15 protein-coding genes are annotated in these 14,278 nt (G+C 51.7%); 7 read left to right on the plus strand and 8 right to left on the minus strand.

Annotated features, from left to right (window positions below):
* The first annotated feature begins 81 nt into the window (after positions 1-81).
* A complete protein-coding gene (locus FH603_RS05200) occupies positions 82-585 on the plus strand; it encodes a DUF4126 family protein (RefSeq protein WP_186736406.1) in 504 nt (167 codons plus the stop codon).
* A gap of 35 nt (positions 586-620) precedes the next feature.
* On the opposite strand, the gene FH603_RS05205 is transcribed toward FH603_RS05200, so the two are convergent.
* Entirely contained in the window at positions 621-1,166 is a 546-nt protein-coding gene (locus tag FH603_RS05205; protein WP_186736407.1) for a DUF4136 domain-containing protein, read from the minus strand.
* 164 nt (positions 1,167-1,330) lie between these two features.
* Here FH603_RS05205 and FH603_RS05210 point away from each other — a divergent pair, with 164 nt between their 5' ends.
* The 3 genes from FH603_RS05210 to FH603_RS05220 all read left to right on the plus strand — a co-directional run bounded on the left by FH603_RS05210 (position 1,331) and on the right by FH603_RS05220 (position 5,392).
* Positions 1,331-2,404, plus strand: coding sequence for an SDR family NAD(P)-dependent oxidoreductase (locus FH603_RS05210; RefSeq protein ID WP_186736408.1), 1,074 nt, complete (start codon positions 1,331-1,333; stop codon positions 2,402-2,404).
* A 94-nt stretch (positions 2,405-2,498) separates the two neighbouring features.
* Positions 2,499-3,422 carry a tryptophan-rich sensory protein gene (locus FH603_RS05215; protein WP_186736409.1) on the plus strand — a complete coding sequence of 308 codons (924 nt, stop codon included), beginning with the start codon at positions 2,499-2,501 and terminating at the stop codon, positions 3,420-3,422.
* Positions 3,423-3,631: 209 nt separating this feature from the next.
* Positions 3,632-5,392 carry an ABC transporter ATP-binding protein gene (locus FH603_RS05220; RefSeq protein ID WP_186736410.1) on the plus strand — a complete coding sequence of 587 codons (1,761 nt, stop codon included), beginning with the start codon at positions 3,632-3,634 and terminating at the stop codon, positions 5,390-5,392.
* A gap of 89 nt (positions 5,393-5,481) precedes the next feature.
* Here FH603_RS05220 and FH603_RS05225 read toward each other — a convergent pair whose 3' ends face one another.
* A complete protein-coding gene (locus tag FH603_RS05225) occupies positions 5,482-5,808 on the minus strand; it encodes a hypothetical protein (RefSeq protein ID WP_186736411.1) in 327 nt (108 codons plus the stop codon).
* Positions 5,809-5,869: 61 nt separating this feature from the next.
* Positions 5,870-7,159 (minus strand): hemolysin family protein, encoded by a 1,290-nt coding sequence (locus FH603_RS05230; RefSeq protein WP_186736412.1) that lies wholly within the window; start codon positions 7,157-7,159, stop codon positions 5,870-5,872.
* A gap of 118 nt (positions 7,160-7,277) precedes the next feature.
* On the opposite strand from FH603_RS05230, the gene FH603_RS05235 reads away from it, so the two are divergent.
* The gene (locus FH603_RS05235; RefSeq protein WP_186736413.1) at positions 7,278-8,012 is read left to right on the plus strand and encodes an NUDIX hydrolase; all 735 of its coding nucleotides are present in this window, start codon (positions 7,278-7,280) and stop codon (positions 8,010-8,012) included.
* Positions 8,013-8,032: 20 nt separating this feature from the next.
* Here the strand turns inward: FH603_RS05235 and coaD are convergent, their stop codons facing one another.
* From coaD to FH603_RS05255, 4 genes are all read right to left on the minus strand, one after another.
* Positions 8,033-8,491, minus strand: a complete 459-nt coding sequence (gene coaD / locus FH603_RS05240; protein WP_186736414.1) for a pantetheine-phosphate adenylyltransferase — start codon at positions 8,489-8,491, stop codon at positions 8,033-8,035.
* Between the two features lie 24 nt (positions 8,492-8,515).
* On the minus strand, positions 8,516-9,406 hold the full coding sequence (locus FH603_RS05245) for a DUF3822 family protein (protein ID WP_186736415.1): 891 nt from the start codon (positions 9,404-9,406) through the stop codon (positions 8,516-8,518).
* Between the two features lie 99 nt (positions 9,407-9,505).
* Positions 9,506-10,021 carry an NUDIX domain-containing protein gene (locus tag FH603_RS05250; RefSeq protein WP_186736416.1) on the minus strand — a complete coding sequence of 172 codons (516 nt, stop codon included), beginning with the start codon at positions 10,019-10,021 and terminating at the stop codon, positions 9,506-9,508.
* A 63-nt stretch (positions 10,022-10,084) separates the two neighbouring features.
* Positions 10,085-10,522: a CBS domain-containing protein gene (locus tag FH603_RS05255; RefSeq protein ID WP_186736417.1), complete on the minus strand. Its 438-nt coding sequence runs from the start codon at positions 10,520-10,522 to the stop codon at positions 10,085-10,087.
* A gap of 167 nt (positions 10,523-10,689) precedes the next feature.
* On the opposite strand from FH603_RS05255, the gene FH603_RS05260 reads away from it, so the two are divergent.
* Positions 10,690-12,183 carry an ATP-dependent DNA helicase gene (locus tag FH603_RS05260; RefSeq protein WP_186736418.1) on the plus strand — a complete coding sequence of 498 codons (1,494 nt, stop codon included), beginning with the start codon at positions 10,690-10,692 and terminating at the stop codon, positions 12,181-12,183.
* Positions 12,184-12,283: 100 nt separating this feature from the next.
* On the plus strand, positions 12,284-12,862 hold the full coding sequence (locus FH603_RS05265; RefSeq protein WP_186736419.1) for a DUF4126 domain-containing protein: 579 nt from the start codon (positions 12,284-12,286) through the stop codon (positions 12,860-12,862).
* A 5-nt stretch (positions 12,863-12,867) separates the two neighbouring features.
* Here the strand turns inward: FH603_RS05265 and FH603_RS05270 are convergent, their stop codons facing one another.
* The gene (locus FH603_RS05270) at positions 12,868-14,190 is read right to left on the minus strand and encodes a DUF4185 domain-containing protein (protein WP_235985345.1); all 1,323 of its coding nucleotides are present in this window, start codon (positions 14,188-14,190) and stop codon (positions 12,868-12,870) included.
* Between the last annotated feature and the right edge of the window lie 88 nt (positions 14,191-14,278).

The following is a 14,278-nucleotide window of genomic DNA, read 5'->3' on the forward strand; positions in this document are numbered from 1 at the left end:
ACAGCCGTTTTCAATGGCTGATGGCATCGGCTGTTCCGGGCTGCCACCATAAGTTAGTCAACGATAACAAAGGATATTATCATGATGCAAACGTATTTGAAAGCTTTTGGTCTGGGCCTCTCCATCGGGATGCGGACGTTGGTCAGTCCTGCTTTTCTAAGCCGCAAACTGGCCGGCACCCCCCCGGCTCAACAACCCAACACCCCGCTTCACTTTGTGACCCAGCCAACTATGGTCAGGTCGCTGGAGGTGCTGGCGGGTATTGAAGTAATCACTGACAAGTTTCCCGGCATCCCCGACCGTACCGTTCCCTTCCAGTTTGGAGGCCGTATGGTATCGGGAGCCGCCTGCGGAGGTTTTCTGAGCCAGGTTGAAGAGGCTAGCATTCCGATAGGAGCGGCTGCCGGTGTGCTGGGCGCTGTAGCCAGTACGCTTGCTTTTTTTCACCTTCGCCAATGGCTGACCCACAGCCAGGGTGTATCCGATCCGGTCGTGGCGCTGGTTGAAGATGCTCTGTGTATTGGTGGGGCCTGGGCTATTGCTAACACTGTAGACCTCACGCGGCCCACCGACGCTACGCTGTGAAGGCCCTACGGGCCAAATCTAAACCCGAATTCAGGTTATTTACGGTTGCCGGGAAACTTGTCGGACACTTTCGCAACGGCTTCCCCAATCTGGACCGGTGTCACACCGCGCCGGTTCAATACGCTCGATACGGCGACATCCCACAAAAGCGCCGTTCGCTGAGCATCCACGATATGCAGACTAACGGTACCTTCATTGTAGGTACTGACCGGTATCTCCTGGCTTCGCCACGAATACCGTCGTTGCCCGATATACAGGGGTGCTTCGGTAATGTTGGTCTGGCGGGTTTGCGTTTTCTCCCTGACTACTGCGCCCAGATTCACCAGCAGGTCCGGGTTATCGCGGGTTGGCTGGTAGCCCCGCTTCACCAGTTCGGCGGCTACAGCCTGCTTCACCTGCTCTACCGCAACCTGATAGGCATCGCGGGGTGTGGGATCGATTCGGTTGGTATCGACAAAAGCAAACGTACGATAAGCGGACCAGGTTGCGGCTTTATCCGACTCGTTACGAACCAACCGATAAGGGGAACAGCCAGCCAGCAGCGATGCCAATAAACTGACTGTCAATAACAGCGTTTTCATACAAGGTTTCCGTTTTTGTTATAGTAACCAATCAGCACCCATTTTGTCTTAGTTACCTGTAACGACTTAGGCTACGCAAGCGCTGCCTGAACTCGCTTTGTCGAACAACTTCAGCTGGTGGTAGTTCAGTAAGCAGTTAACTATTCATTAATCACTGAACTATTATGAATTCAGGAACAGGAAAAACAGCCTTAATTACCGGCGCATCGAGCGGTATCGGTCAGGAATTAGCCAAGTTATTTGCCCAGGATGGTTATGATCTCGTGCTGGTTGGCCGGAGAGAAGATACCCTCGACCGCCTGGCCGATGTATTTAAGAGCAACTACGGCATTCAGAATATTACTGTCATCAAGAAAGACCTGTCGGAAGAGGACGCGGCACAGGACGTATACAATCAGGTACTGGAAAAAGGCATCACGGTCAATATTCTGGTCAACGATGCGGGTGGTAGTACCTACGGCAACTTTGCTACCGAAACCGATTGGGAGCGGGAGAAAAAGATCGTTCACCTGAACGTGCTGGCGACCACTCAGATGACCAAGTTGTTTTTGAAGGACATGGTCGCCCGCAATGAGGGTCGTATTTTACAACTGGCCTCGCTGGTTGCCATTACTCCCTTCCCGTTAATGGCCGTCTATGCCGCCACGAAAGCCTACATCTGGAACCTGACGCAGTCACTTATCAACGAGATAAAGGACACGAACGTGACCATGACGGCCCTGATGCCTAACGCCACAGCCACGAACTTCTTCCGGGAAGCGGGTGCTCCGAAACTGAACGTCGAGGATATGCTGGACGATCCGGCGATGGTGGCCAAAGACGCTTATAAGGCATTGCTGAAAGGCGAAGCCAAAGTGATACCGGGTGGTGTTGGCAACAAGGCTCAGGAACTGATGGCTTATGTGTCTCCGCAGGAAACGCTGGCTGCTGGCATGCGTAAGATGCTAACCCCCCAAACAGAGAAAGTAAGTAAGAAAGACAGCACTTCGGGAATTGTCTGGGGAATTGGCTTTGGTGTAGCGGTGCTGGCAGGCTTTGCGCTGGTAACAGCTTACAACAGCAGCAGCCCGATCGATAAGGCCCGCTATCGGTACCAGGCTGGCAAATTGAAAGATCAGGCCATGGACCTCTTTGACGATGCCGACGAATCGCTTAGCTCAGCAAAAGATTCAGCGGTGGATAAGTGGGCAGGTATTAAGAAGATAGCCAGTCAGGTCTTGTCCAACACCTTTGCCTGAGAAATCCTTAACGAGTAATTCATTCGTGCCACAGCTTTTCTGAGTTGTGGCACGAATTCGTTTTACGCATTCAGAACGCTTAAACGGACGTACCATGAAAAATTCCTCAATCTGGCGCATTGCTACCGCAGTCTTTGCGGTTGGCAGCATTCTGTACACGACAACGTCGAGCAGTCGCTCCCGAAAACAAAGCCGGGAACGCCAACCCGATTCGTCGGCACCCGAATATGACGTACCCGTCGAATACCAGGAAGTATTCGACAAAAATCTGATCGTACCGGCGGGCTGGTCCTTTGGTGTCGTTTGGTCGACCGTATATACGGGTCTGGGTGCCCTGCTTGTTCATCAGGCGTTGCCCAGCCAATCCATGAATCCGCGCTATCAGAAAGCCTTGCCCTGGTGGCTGGCCAGCTGGACGCTCAACGCCATCTTTGGGCGCTACTTCTCCCAAAACGACCCCCGCAGCGTGGTTATTTCCGACTTGACTACCAAACTCAATTTACCGGCGGCCCTGGCCCTGCACCATAGTCTGGAAATTGGCCGAACCGACGTTCCCGCTCCGGAAAAGTACCTCCGAATTCCAGTGAGCTTATACGCGGGCTGGCTCACGGCTGCTACCGTTGTTGGTACTCCCAATACGCTGTTGACCCTTGGTCTTTGGGAAAACAAGGAAGAGCGCGATGCGCCACTGGCCGCCGGTATTCTGGGCGCAACGGCTCTGGCGGGTTATGGTATTGCCCGGCACCTGAACGACCCCTGGTACATGCTTCCTTTTGTGGCAGGCTTTGGCGGTATTGCCAGCCGCCAATGGATAAAACAGCCCCTTGTTGGGCAGACAGCGGCTACTCTGGCCCTGGCTTATACCGGCTTGTTGGTCTACTGGTTACCCAAAGGTAAATTTTACCCCTACGAGCACACGGCCGATGCTATCGACGCCGAGCTACTAGCCGGACCCATCGAAACGGCGGAGCCGCATCAGGCTGCCATTGCCCGCGAGCGGACAGTAGAACTGGACTAACGCGCCCTGTTTTCCGCGAAAGCCGCCCTCAACACCGAGGGCGGCTTTTTCTTTTTTGCCTACCAGAATCCATTTCTGGCGAGCCGATAAGGCTGGTATACTGAAACGTTCGGCTTTGAAACACTGTTACCACTCTGAACTCGTCCGGCTGAAGCCTCAGTACCTTATCAGCCTGTACGGTCGGGACACACCCCAATTGTTGCTTTCCTGTGAACGAAGAACAAAAAAGCGGTCGAATATTCGACGTAGCTATCCTACGGCGGCTTTACGCGTTTGTGAAGCCGTATCAAATGCGTTTTTATTCCCTGATCGGCATCATTATGCTGGCGGCCTGTCTGGCCCCACTGACGCCCCTGCTCATACGCTACACCATAGATACGGTCATTGCTTCCGGCGATTATCCACAGCTAACCCTGATGCTTATGCTGATGATTGGGGTGCTGGTTGTGCAGGCGGTTGTGCAATTTTCCAATACCTATCTGTCGGGTTGGCTGGGGCAGTACATCATTCGTGATATCAGGGTGCAACTGTATCGTAAAATCATTCAGCTACGGCTCAAATTCTTTGATAACACGCCAATTGGCCGCCTGGTTACCCGCTCTATCTCCGACGTTGAAACCCTGGCCGATGTATTTACAGAAGGTATGGCAGCTATTGCAGGCGATCTGCTGCAACTGGTGCTCATCATTGGCGTAATGTTTTACACCGACTGGCGGCTGGCGGCCATTAGTCTGTCGACAATTCCGCTGATGTTGTTCAGTACGTATGTGTTCAAAGAAAAAATTAAAACCTCCTTCAATGAAGTTCGAACAGCGGTGGCTAATTTGAATTCGTTCGTACAGGAGCACATTACCGGAATGAACATTGTCCAGATTTTTGGTAGTGAGCAGATCGAGTCCGAAAAATTCCGCGTGATCAACGACCAGCACCGGAAAGCCAACATCCGGTCGATCTGGTATTACTCCGTGTATTACCCGGTAGCTGATATCATTGCTGCCGTTGCCGTTGGGCTGGTGGTTTGGTATGGTGCCCGACAGGTGATCAGTTCCGATGTTACGTTCGGTACGATCACGGCGTTTGTTATGTTCATCAACCTGTTCTTCCGCCCCATCCGGATGCTGGCCGATCGTTTCAATACGCTCCAGATGGGGATTGTCAGTACCGACCGGATTCTGAAGTTGCTGGATAGCGAGGAGTTTACGGCCAACGACGGGAAGCACACACCCGCCACCATTCGGGGTGAGGTCACCTTCGACCATGTCTGGTTTGCGTATAACAATGAAGATTACGTTCTGCGCGATATCTCCTTTAAAGTAAGCGAAGGAGAAACGGTGGCGTTCGTAGGCGCTACGGGTGCGGGTAAGTCCTCGATCATCAATCTGTTGAGCCGGTTTTACGACATTAACAAAGGCACCATCGAGGTCGATGGCGTCGATGTTCACGAGTACGAACTGGGCTATCTGCGCCGGAATATTGGCGTCGTTCTACAAGATGTTTTCCTGTTCTCCGATACCATCGAAAATAATATTACACTCGGTGATAAGCGAATAAGCCGCGAAAAAATGGTGGAAGCCGCCAAACTGGTGGGTGTCCACGACTTCATTGAGCGGTTGCCGGGTGGTTACGACTATAACGTAATGGAGCGTGGATCGACGCTTTCGGTTGGTCAGCGGCAGTTGATTTCGTTTGTGCGGGCCATGGTTCAGGACCCTCGAATCATCGTGCTCGATGAAGCCACTTCCTCGGTCGATACCGAAACAGAGGAAATGATCCAGCAGGCTATCAGTAAGCTGATGAAAGGCCGTACGGCCATTGTGATTGCTCACCGTCTGTCAACGATCCAGAAAGCCAATAACATCATCGTTGTAGACAAAGGCCGGATTGTTGAACAGGGTAACCATGAGGAACTGCTGCAACGTGAGGGTGCCTATGCCAACCTGTATCGCATGCAGTATAAAGAAGTCGTGTAATACCAAAGATCAGGGGTTGAACGGGGTTGATTGCAGGACGCAATCAACCCCGTTCAACCCCTGATCTTTGTACCGCTAATTGCGTTTCGTTAATCGCGTAGGGCTGCTTCTTCATCATCGGGCCCTGCGCCCGTTATTCCTTCCGTAATTACTTTATGACCGGAAACATTCGGTTTGTCATTGGTTGGGCCGGGGCCGCTTCCATCCAGCGCGTAGGCAATTGAATCTGCCAGGTCATCCGGGGCAATTTTTGGCCCATTGGCTGGCCGGGGATATTGATCCTGTGATGAGGGATCGCCCGTCGTTTGATCAATAATTTCTTCGTCGGCGTTAGGATCGTTCTCCATGTTCGACGGGACACGGCTGCTGGAGTTTCCGCCGGTCAGGTCACTGGTATCGGGCATGAAATAGCGCATGGTCGTCGTTGTTTTTGGTTTACTACCTAACCCATCAGACGGCCCGGCTGTTCAAACAAGTTCACTCTTCGTCCAGTTTGCTCACCAAAATTTTATCAATCCGGCTTTTGTCCATGTCTACAATTTCGAAGCGATAGGCCTGCCAGATGAATGTCTCACCCGTTTGTGGAATATCTTTCAGAATGTGCAGGGCGAAGCCACCAAGCGTATCGAAACCCGTAAGGTCACGCCGGGTCTGGGCGCTGACCGTGATACTGAAATAGGATAAAAAGTCTTCGAACGGTATCTGAGCATCAATTAGATACGTACCGTCTTCGCGCGCACGGATCTCATAGTCGGAATCGGTATCGTCGTTGATGTCACCTACCAGCACATCCAGAATATCGTTCAGGGTTACCATACCCAACACCCCCCCGTACTCGTCGACGATGATACCGACATACTGCTTCCGTTCCCTGAACCGCTCCAGTACCTGATAAGCGCGGTTGTTCTCCGGCACAAACAGAGCATCCCGTTTCACATCCCGCAGACGCAGCAACTCGGTGTCGAGGTCTTTACCGAGTAAATCCTTGGTGTAGATCAGGCCAACCACGTCATCTACCCCACCATTGCAGAGCGGAAAAACAGAATGTCGGTAGTTCAGGATTTTTTCCCGGTTTTCGGCCGGTTCGTCTTCCAGATCGAGGTACACGATTTCCTGCCGGTTGGTCATCAACGATGTAATTTTACGATCACCCAGCTGAAAAACATTCTGTACGATCTCCTGTTCGATTTCTTCGATGGCTCCACCGGAGGTACCCTCCTGAATCAAACTTTTGATTTCTTCTTCTGTTACGGCACTTTCGTTGGGACGTATCCGAAGTAGTTTAAGGAGCAGATCGCTCGACAGGGTAAGCAACGCAATGAAAGGCGACGTTAGCCGCGAGAGCAGAATCATGGGGGCCGCCACCGCTTTGGCAATGCCTTCGGGATTGGACATGCCAATGCGCTTGGGCACCAGCTCGCCAAACACCAGCGATACATACGTCAAAAATAACAATACCAGCACGACTGCTACCGAATGCGCATAAGGACGCACAATTTCAACCTGAGCAACCAGATTCTGTACGTCGGTCGTGAGTTTATCGCCCGAAAATATACCCAGTAAGATACCAATCAGTGTGATACCAATCTGCACCGTCGACAGAAATCGATTGGGCGAATTAAATAGATCCAGCGCCACCTGTGCCTGTCGGTCGCCATTTTTGGCAGCGGTTTCCAGTTTGGATCGTCGGGAAGAAACGAGCGCAATTTCTGACATGGAAAACACGCCATTCAGAATTGTCAACAATAAAATGAGGAGGATTTCCACAAAGGGAGCGAATTGGACTGGTGCAAAAATAAAGAAATGGAAATCGTTTCCAATCAGTTCAACTAGGACAGAGACCCTGGGTTTTGTTACTTTTACACTTTGAACCGCTTTTGCCCTGATGATTGTTTTCATTCACGACCGCCCTATACGGCTCGTTGGCCCCAAGGCCGCTTCCCAGTTGATTAGTTCGGCCCCTATAGATCCGTCAAATCAGCAAGTCTTTACCGACTATGACCATATTCTCGACGCCCGGCTTGATGCGCTGAAAGGCAACTTTCTGCACGGTCACTTGCTGGTCCTGAATGCAACACCGGCTACGGTAGAAAAGCTGCTGTCGCTTTTTCAGAAGACCGATACCAGCCAGCTCTTATCCGTTACGTTGGGCTGTCTGATCAAAGCTGACTGTGAAGCAGCGATGAAGAAACCGTTCAAGATCATCAAAGCGGCCGGGGGCGTGGTGAGCAAAGGCAACCGATTGCTGCTTATGTTCCGTCGGGGTGTCTGGGATCTGCCCAAAGGGAAGTTAGACGATGGCGAATCGTCGAGGCAGGGCGCTGCGCGGGAGGTAGAAGAAGAAACGGGCGTTAAGGTATCGGTGGGTGATCGCATCTGCACCACCTGGCACACTTATTCGCTGAACGGCAACCCCATTCTGAAACGCACGAAATGGTACCAGATGGAGGTTCTGGACGATACGGGTATGGCCCCTCAGGAAGACGAAGACATCGAGAAACTTGCCTGGCTCAATCGCCGGGAAACGCAGCTGGTTCTTACCAACTCCTTTAGTTCGATCCGATATGTAATCGATGAAATGAGTAAGTCAGTCAACGGGGTAGAAGGCGGAAAGCGATAAGGGGGTGTGAGGGCTCCCGCCTACTCAGCCAGTTTATAAGGAAGGAACTCATCGACACGCTGGCCGTAGCGGTGCAGATCGCGGATAATACTCGAACTGATGGGAGCCAGTAACGGGGACGTAATTAAAAACACGGTTTCTACTTCCTGATATACATAGCGGTTGACCTGCGAAATACCGTTTTCATATTCAAAATCGGTGGTGTTGCGCAGGCCACGCAGCAGAAAACGGGCTCCTTCGTTGCGCGCTACATTGGCGGTTAGGTCGTCATAGCTAATAACGCGTACGGCCGGGTATTGCCGAAAAGCTTCTTCTATGAGCCGTATCATCTGCTCCAGTGGAAAGTAGCGTTCCTTGCGGGCATTCCGTCCGATGCCGATAACGACCTCATCGAACAATTTCAACCCGCGCAGAACGATATCCTCGTGACCTTTGGTAAACGGGTCGAAAGAACCCGGAAAGAGAGCAGTACGTTTCATAATAACATTAGTTGGCCACACAGATCAATCGCTCAACAAAGCAAGCCCATACAAGCTCAGGTAGCGATGTTCGGGTAAGTCATCAAATTCACTGTCAACACTAAGTCCGGGAGGAATCTGGCCAAACGACAAATTGGGAAGAAACTGACTCAAGGACGTATAGGAGTCAGCGAACGGCGTTATCTCTCCGTACAAAACAACAGCAGCTGTTTCAGGCAGCAAATTCTGCTCGTCCAGCGCATAAAGAATATAGTAAGAAAGGTCCTGCGGGTTTTTGTAGCCAAACCGGTTGCAGTAACGTAACTGATTCGACTCCCGGCAGATAACGGTAACAAATTCGTCGTCGAAATACAACCACACCGTATTGGCGGCAAGCGATCGCCGGGCCAGATCGGCGGTCGCCTGAATCAGGGAACCCGCCTGGTGAATAAACCGGAGCGGCTGCAGTGGATAGGCCCCTGAGAAATAATCGTATAGCGGATGCTCCAGATTGAAAACCGACAGAAACCCCTCGGTCTCATGGGCATAGGCATGCGCAAACTCATGAGCAGGCAATGTACTGCCTCGCATCAGGGCCAGGTAGCTGTTTGCGTATTCTTTCCGAAACAATGGCTGTGGTATCAGCGTAAACGAGGGCGAGTTAACACCTACCCGAATTTCCTGCCATGTACCCACCGACAGCACCGGGTGATCGCGAAACACATCGGGCAGGATGTTTGTCAGCGTATGATCTGTCAACAAGGAAGGAAACGTGTAGTCTTCCAGATAGCATCCCCGTCTGCGCTCATCCTGGACCATAATCCGCAGTCGGTCACGTCCAACTTCAATACACAGCACCGACTTATCGGTGCTTATGGAGTCGAACGCAGCGGAACGAATCGTTACAGTAGGTGTGAGGGTTACAACGGTCGACACAAGTTCAGCGTAACTAACGGTTAGGAATAAGTGAGGGGAATAAACATACTCAAAATTCGGCGGCTTGTCTCATTGACCATCAGAAAACAAGCTACCGGCTTAAGGCTGTAAATAACCCCGCAACCGGAAAACATCATCGAGCGAGTCACAGTATTGGAACAAGGCATGTACCTCCTCGGGCGGGTATTGCTTGATTTCGGCAAAGCTCATCAGCTTTACCTCCTGAATGATCTGCTCATCGATACCCATTTCGGGGTCGGTACCCTGATGAAGCGTTCCACCCGTTGCCTGAACCTCGAAGAATAACTCCATAGCGTGCAGCGGAGGCTGCATGAACTCGTTAACGAAGAGCATCGGACCGACATGGACATCTAAACCCGTTTCCTCCGAAAATTCGCGGATCAGCGCGTCGGGCGCTGCCTCGCCAAACTGGGCGCCACCACCGGGCGGGCACCAGAATGTGTCGGTTGGACCAATACCCCGATGGCGAACCATCAACAAACGATCACCGTCACGGTAGAGACCGCATACGCGCAGTCGTAACCGGTTTCCATACAACTTCAGCACTTCTTGCCGGGGAGAATCAACAACGGACTTATCTACTACCTGCGTCACAGTCAACTAGCTACTTTGGGACGCAAAGGTAACAAAGTGTTGGTCACTTTTCGTCGCTATTCCTTAATAGGGGCTTCCGGATATGTAGCTTTCGAGCGAATCGATGCGGGTTTTCTGATCGCGAATGATAGCCGTAACAACGTCGTTGATGGATATGATACCCAACAGCTCACCACTTCTTACTACGGGCAGGTGGCGAATGTGTTTATCCGACATAATGACCATACACGCTTCAATACGCTGATCTGGCTCGATGGTTATAACCTGAGAGGTCATGACCTCACCGATACGGGTATCGCCCGAACTGCGGTCTTTTAAAATAACCTTGCGGGCATAATCGCGCTCAGAAAAGATGCCCGTCAGCTGACCCTCATCGACGACCAGTACCGCCCCAATGTTTTTCTCAGCCATGAGCTTAAGGGCGTCCAGCACGGTTTGGTCTGAGGTAACCGTGTAAAGCGCATTGATAGCTTTTCCCTGGAGGATCTGACTTATTTTCATGATTGATAGGGGTTTAGTGGTCGGTGAAAGTACTAAAAAAAACAGAAATAAGGAAAGCATACCGGGGAAAGACGAAAAAAAAGAAATGGGTTTCATTAGGTAGACATTCTGTCTTTTGCCGCCGGCGATGGCTTTCCTCTTTGCTCGTTTTTTCGTAAATTAGACGCATGAACGAAACTCAAACGGCTGCCCAGTTACTGGCCAAACGTTTCCCTTATAAGCCAACCTCTGGTCAGCTGCAATTCTTCGATCAGATTGGTCACTTCATCGCCCAGGAGGAATTTGAACGCTATCGTGACTGCTTCCTGCTACGGGGGTATGCCGGTACAGGTAAGACCACACTGGTTGGTACTCTTATAAAAGTACTGCCCCGCTTTGGCTATAAATCCATTCTGCTGGCACCTACGGGGCGGGCAGCGAAAGTGATGGCCAACTACGCCAAGAAACCAGCCCAGACCATTCACCGCAAAATATACCGGCAGGTAGCCGACCCTGGCTCCGGAACGCTGGCCTTCGACCGGCAGAAAAATTACCACGAAGACACGCTCTTTATCGTCGATGAGGCCTCGATGATTTCCGATGAGGCCGACTTCGGAGGGAAGGGGCTACTGACAGATTTGATCGATTATGTATTTGAGAACAAAGGCAACAAGCTATTGCTTGTGGGCGACACCGCTCAGTTACCCCCCGTTGGCCGCGAGCTGAGCCCCGCCCTGGACCGGGGTTTTCTGGCCAGTTCGTTCGACATGACTGTCTTCGAGCAGGAGCTTACCGAAGTCATGCGTCAGGACGAAGAGTCCGGCATTCTTTATAATGCTACCGGGCTCCGGATGCTGCTCGACGGCACAGAGACCGCTACGCCCAAAGCCGTCGGGTTCGACGCGCTGCTGAACGATGGTAGTCAGGCTACAGACGCAAGCCTTCCCGATATTCGGCTCAATGTGAAATCCTTCCGGGACATTTTCAAAATGCCGATGACCAAACTGGAAGACGGTATTCAGTATGCCTACAATAAGTACGGGCGGGAGAACACCGTGATTCTGTGCCGCTCCAACAAAACGGCAGTGCAATACAACCAGTTTGTCCGGCGTATGATCGACCAGTGCGAAGAAGAACTCGACGCGGGCGACATGCTGATGATTGCCCGCAACAACTACACGGTGCTGGAAGAAGATTCTCCGGCTGGCTTTCTGGCCAATGGTGAGTTTGCGGAAGTGCTCAAGATCCGACAGAAGGAAGAACTTCACGGCTTCCGGTTCGCCACCGTAACCCTGCGGCTGGTCGACTATGAGGAGCAACCCGATTTCGATGCAAAAATCATGCTCGACACGCTGCATACACCCGTGCCGTCGCTCTCGTCGGAGCAGTACAAAACTCTGTACGAGAACGTAGCGAAAGATTATTTCTACATCAAGAGCAAGAAAGAACGGTCGGAAGCCATCCGGCGCGACCCTTATCTGAATGCGTTACAGGTGAAGTTTGCGTATGCGCTGACGTGTCATAAAGCGCAGGGGGGGCAGTGGAACGCCGTGTTCATCGATCAGGGGTTCCTGCCTGATGGTCAGGTGAACAATGAGTTTGTACGCTGGCTCTACACAGCCATGACGCGGGCAACCGATGAAGCGTTTCTAATGAATTTCAACCCACAGTTTTTTTCGTAAACGACTGGATCCGTTCGTGGACTGACAGCCAGGCAGGATAGAACATTGTGACCGATAATCGTTTATCAACTGAAAGTAATCGGTACTAATTACGAATCGTATGTCTATCGAATGGATTAGCAGCGCCTGTATCGGCCTGGGCCTGGCTGCCTGTTGTGGCTTCCGGGTGTTCATACCGCTGCTCATTGCCAGTGCAGCCACGAAGTTGGGGATTGTTGGCACCATGGACGGGTTTGAGTGGCTCAGCGGATGGCCTGCGCTGGCAGGACTGTCGGTAGCCACAGCCTTTGAACTAGGTGCCTACTATATACCCTGGCTCGACAATGCACTCGACACGCTCGCCACACCGGCGTCCATCATTGCCGGAACGTTGCTTAGTACCTCTTTTCTCCAGATAGACGACCCGATCATTCACTGGGGGCTGGGGCTTATGCTGGGGGGCGGTTCGGCAGGAATTGTACAGGCAGGAACGAGTTTGCTACGGCTTGGCTCTACCGCAACAACGGGTGGTTTGGGGAATCCGGTAGTGGCCACAGGCGAAAATATAGCTTCACTCGTTTTGTCTGTTCTGACCATTTTATTGCCGTTGGTAGCCATAATCATTGTGGCTGTCGTGGTAATATTTGTGATTAACCGACTGATGGCGAAGCGAAAAGTATGGTTTACCAAACGTGTTTGACGAGGCTACTTGTCAAACTGGATTACATACTCAGACAGGTATACACTTTTCTCGGGGAGGATATCTTTGACAAACAAACGGGCTTCCCGCCCTAACTTCAAACAAGTGCGTTTCTGAGCCATATCATCGGGCGTATTGAGCGGCTGTAAGGATGGGTACCACAAAAAATGACCGGGGCGGCTCAGGAGCAGTTGCGGTTTACTCCATTGCTGCGCGTTAGTCCCTTTACTCAGGTCGGCATTGGTGTTAAAGGAAATAAACACGTCACTGCCAGCCCACGATGGGCCTACCACTTTGCCCATCAGCATTACCCAGGCCTGTAGGTAAGTGTTCCAGCTTACAGACGGTCCCCAGTGGAAGCCGCCCGTAGGTGATGAGGCAGGCCCGCCCCCCGTCGGCTTCGGAATCTGTAAGGACATTATAGGCGCTCCGATCCCGTCAGGCAAGGCATTGAAGCCCCGGCCATCCCACCGACGGGCTTTTCCAACCGGATTATCCAGATCGTCCAGTCGAATACGGGCTACACTGATGCATTGCCCGCTGTATTCTTTGTCGGCAGCGTACGTTGTTGGATTGTACGTGCCAGGGTATCCGTACTCGCCATAAAACAGGTACAAATAATCGCCACTGGCTACAGCCGACGGGTCGCCCACACCTCCGGCAAACGTAAGCGATGTATTTTGAGGTTTCAGGATCATACGGGGCTGTTTGTCTTCAATAAAAATTCCCCGATTATCCCAGCTACGCCCGCCATCGGTTGATTTCATGATGCCAATTCGGCACACGGCTGCCGGCGATGTTGGCCCCTTCAGCCCCTGGGGCCAGTCTTTATCAATATATCCCTCACCTGTGCCGGCGTCGTATGGCAGTGTTTCCGGGTAATTTTCGTTGTGATAAACGCCGTATAAAGTACGGCCAGATCGATCGTGGGTGTCCTGATAAACGGTTTCGAACCAGACTGCTCCATGCAACCCAGCCTGGTTCGGTGGTACATTTTTCGGCAGAGCAGGTGTTTTGAAATCATCCGCTCCCCGGCTGAACGCTTCATCGGCGTTGCGCCCATCGGCAAATTTCAGTTCATTGGAATAACCCCATACGGGGTCTTCGCCATGCTTACCGGGAAAAATACGAAAGGTGTCGCCAACCCAGGCTTCGGCCATATTACAATCCACGAATGAGTTGAAATAAAATTTCTTGCCGGGAATCAGTTTGAACTTGGGCGTAGATACCGGCTTTACCGCCTGTTGGGTGCCTCCTGACAGGAAACCCAGGCCAAGTACCACCACTAGCTCGATAGCCAACCAAACAAATCCTTTTTTAGTCATCATACTAAAAAAAGAAAGTTACAGCCCTATTTTACTGTTTATCAGTACACTACAGCAGTAAAAGCCAATTGTGACAGTCACTAAACAGCAA

It is taken from the genome of Spirosoma utsteinense, from assembly GCF_014282275.1.
Classification (GTDB): Bacteria; Bacteroidota; Bacteroidia; order Cytophagales; family Spirosomataceae; genus Spirosoma; species Spirosoma utsteinense.

Excerpts from the sequence above, each read along its gene's own strand:
- FH603_RS05205 (WP_186736407.1), bottom strand. The coding sequence starts at position 1,166 with ATGAAAACGCTGTTATTGACAGTCAGTTTATTGGCATCGCTGCTGGCT.
- FH603_RS05225 (WP_186736411.1), bottom strand. The coding sequence starts at position 5,808 with ATGCGCTATTTCATGCCCGATACCAGTGACCTGACCGGCGGAAACTCC.
- FH603_RS05210 (WP_186736408.1), top strand. The coding sequence starts at position 1,331 with ATGAATTCAGGAACAGGAAAAACAGCCTTAATTACCGGCGCATCGAGC.
- FH603_RS05235 (WP_186736413.1), top strand. The coding sequence starts at position 7,278 with ATGATTGTTTTCATTCACGACCGCCCTATACGGCTCGTTGGCCCCAAG.
- FH603_RS05255 (WP_186736417.1), bottom strand. The coding sequence starts at position 10,522 with ATGAAAATAAGTCAGATCCTCCAGGGAAAAGCTATCAATGCGCTTTAC.
- FH603_RS05215 (WP_186736409.1), top strand. The coding sequence starts at position 2,499 with ATGAAAAATTCCTCAATCTGGCGCATTGCTACCGCAGTCTTTGCGGTT.
- FH603_RS05265 (WP_186736419.1), top strand. The coding sequence starts at position 12,284 with ATGTCTATCGAATGGATTAGCAGCGCCTGTATCGGCCTGGGCCTGGCT.
- FH603_RS05260 (WP_186736418.1), top strand. The coding sequence starts at position 10,690 with ATGAACGAAACTCAAACGGCTGCCCAGTTACTGGCCAAACGTTTCCCT.
- FH603_RS05200 (WP_186736406.1), top strand. The coding sequence starts at position 82 with ATGATGCAAACGTATTTGAAAGCTTTTGGTCTGGGCCTCTCCATCGGG.
- FH603_RS05270 (WP_235985345.1), bottom strand. The coding sequence starts at position 14,190 with ATGATGACTAAAAAAGGATTTGTTTGGTTGGCTATCGAGCTAGTGGTG.
- coaD (WP_186736414.1), bottom strand. The coding sequence starts at position 8,491 with ATGAAACGTACTGCTCTCTTTCCGGGTTCTTTCGACCCGTTTACCAAA.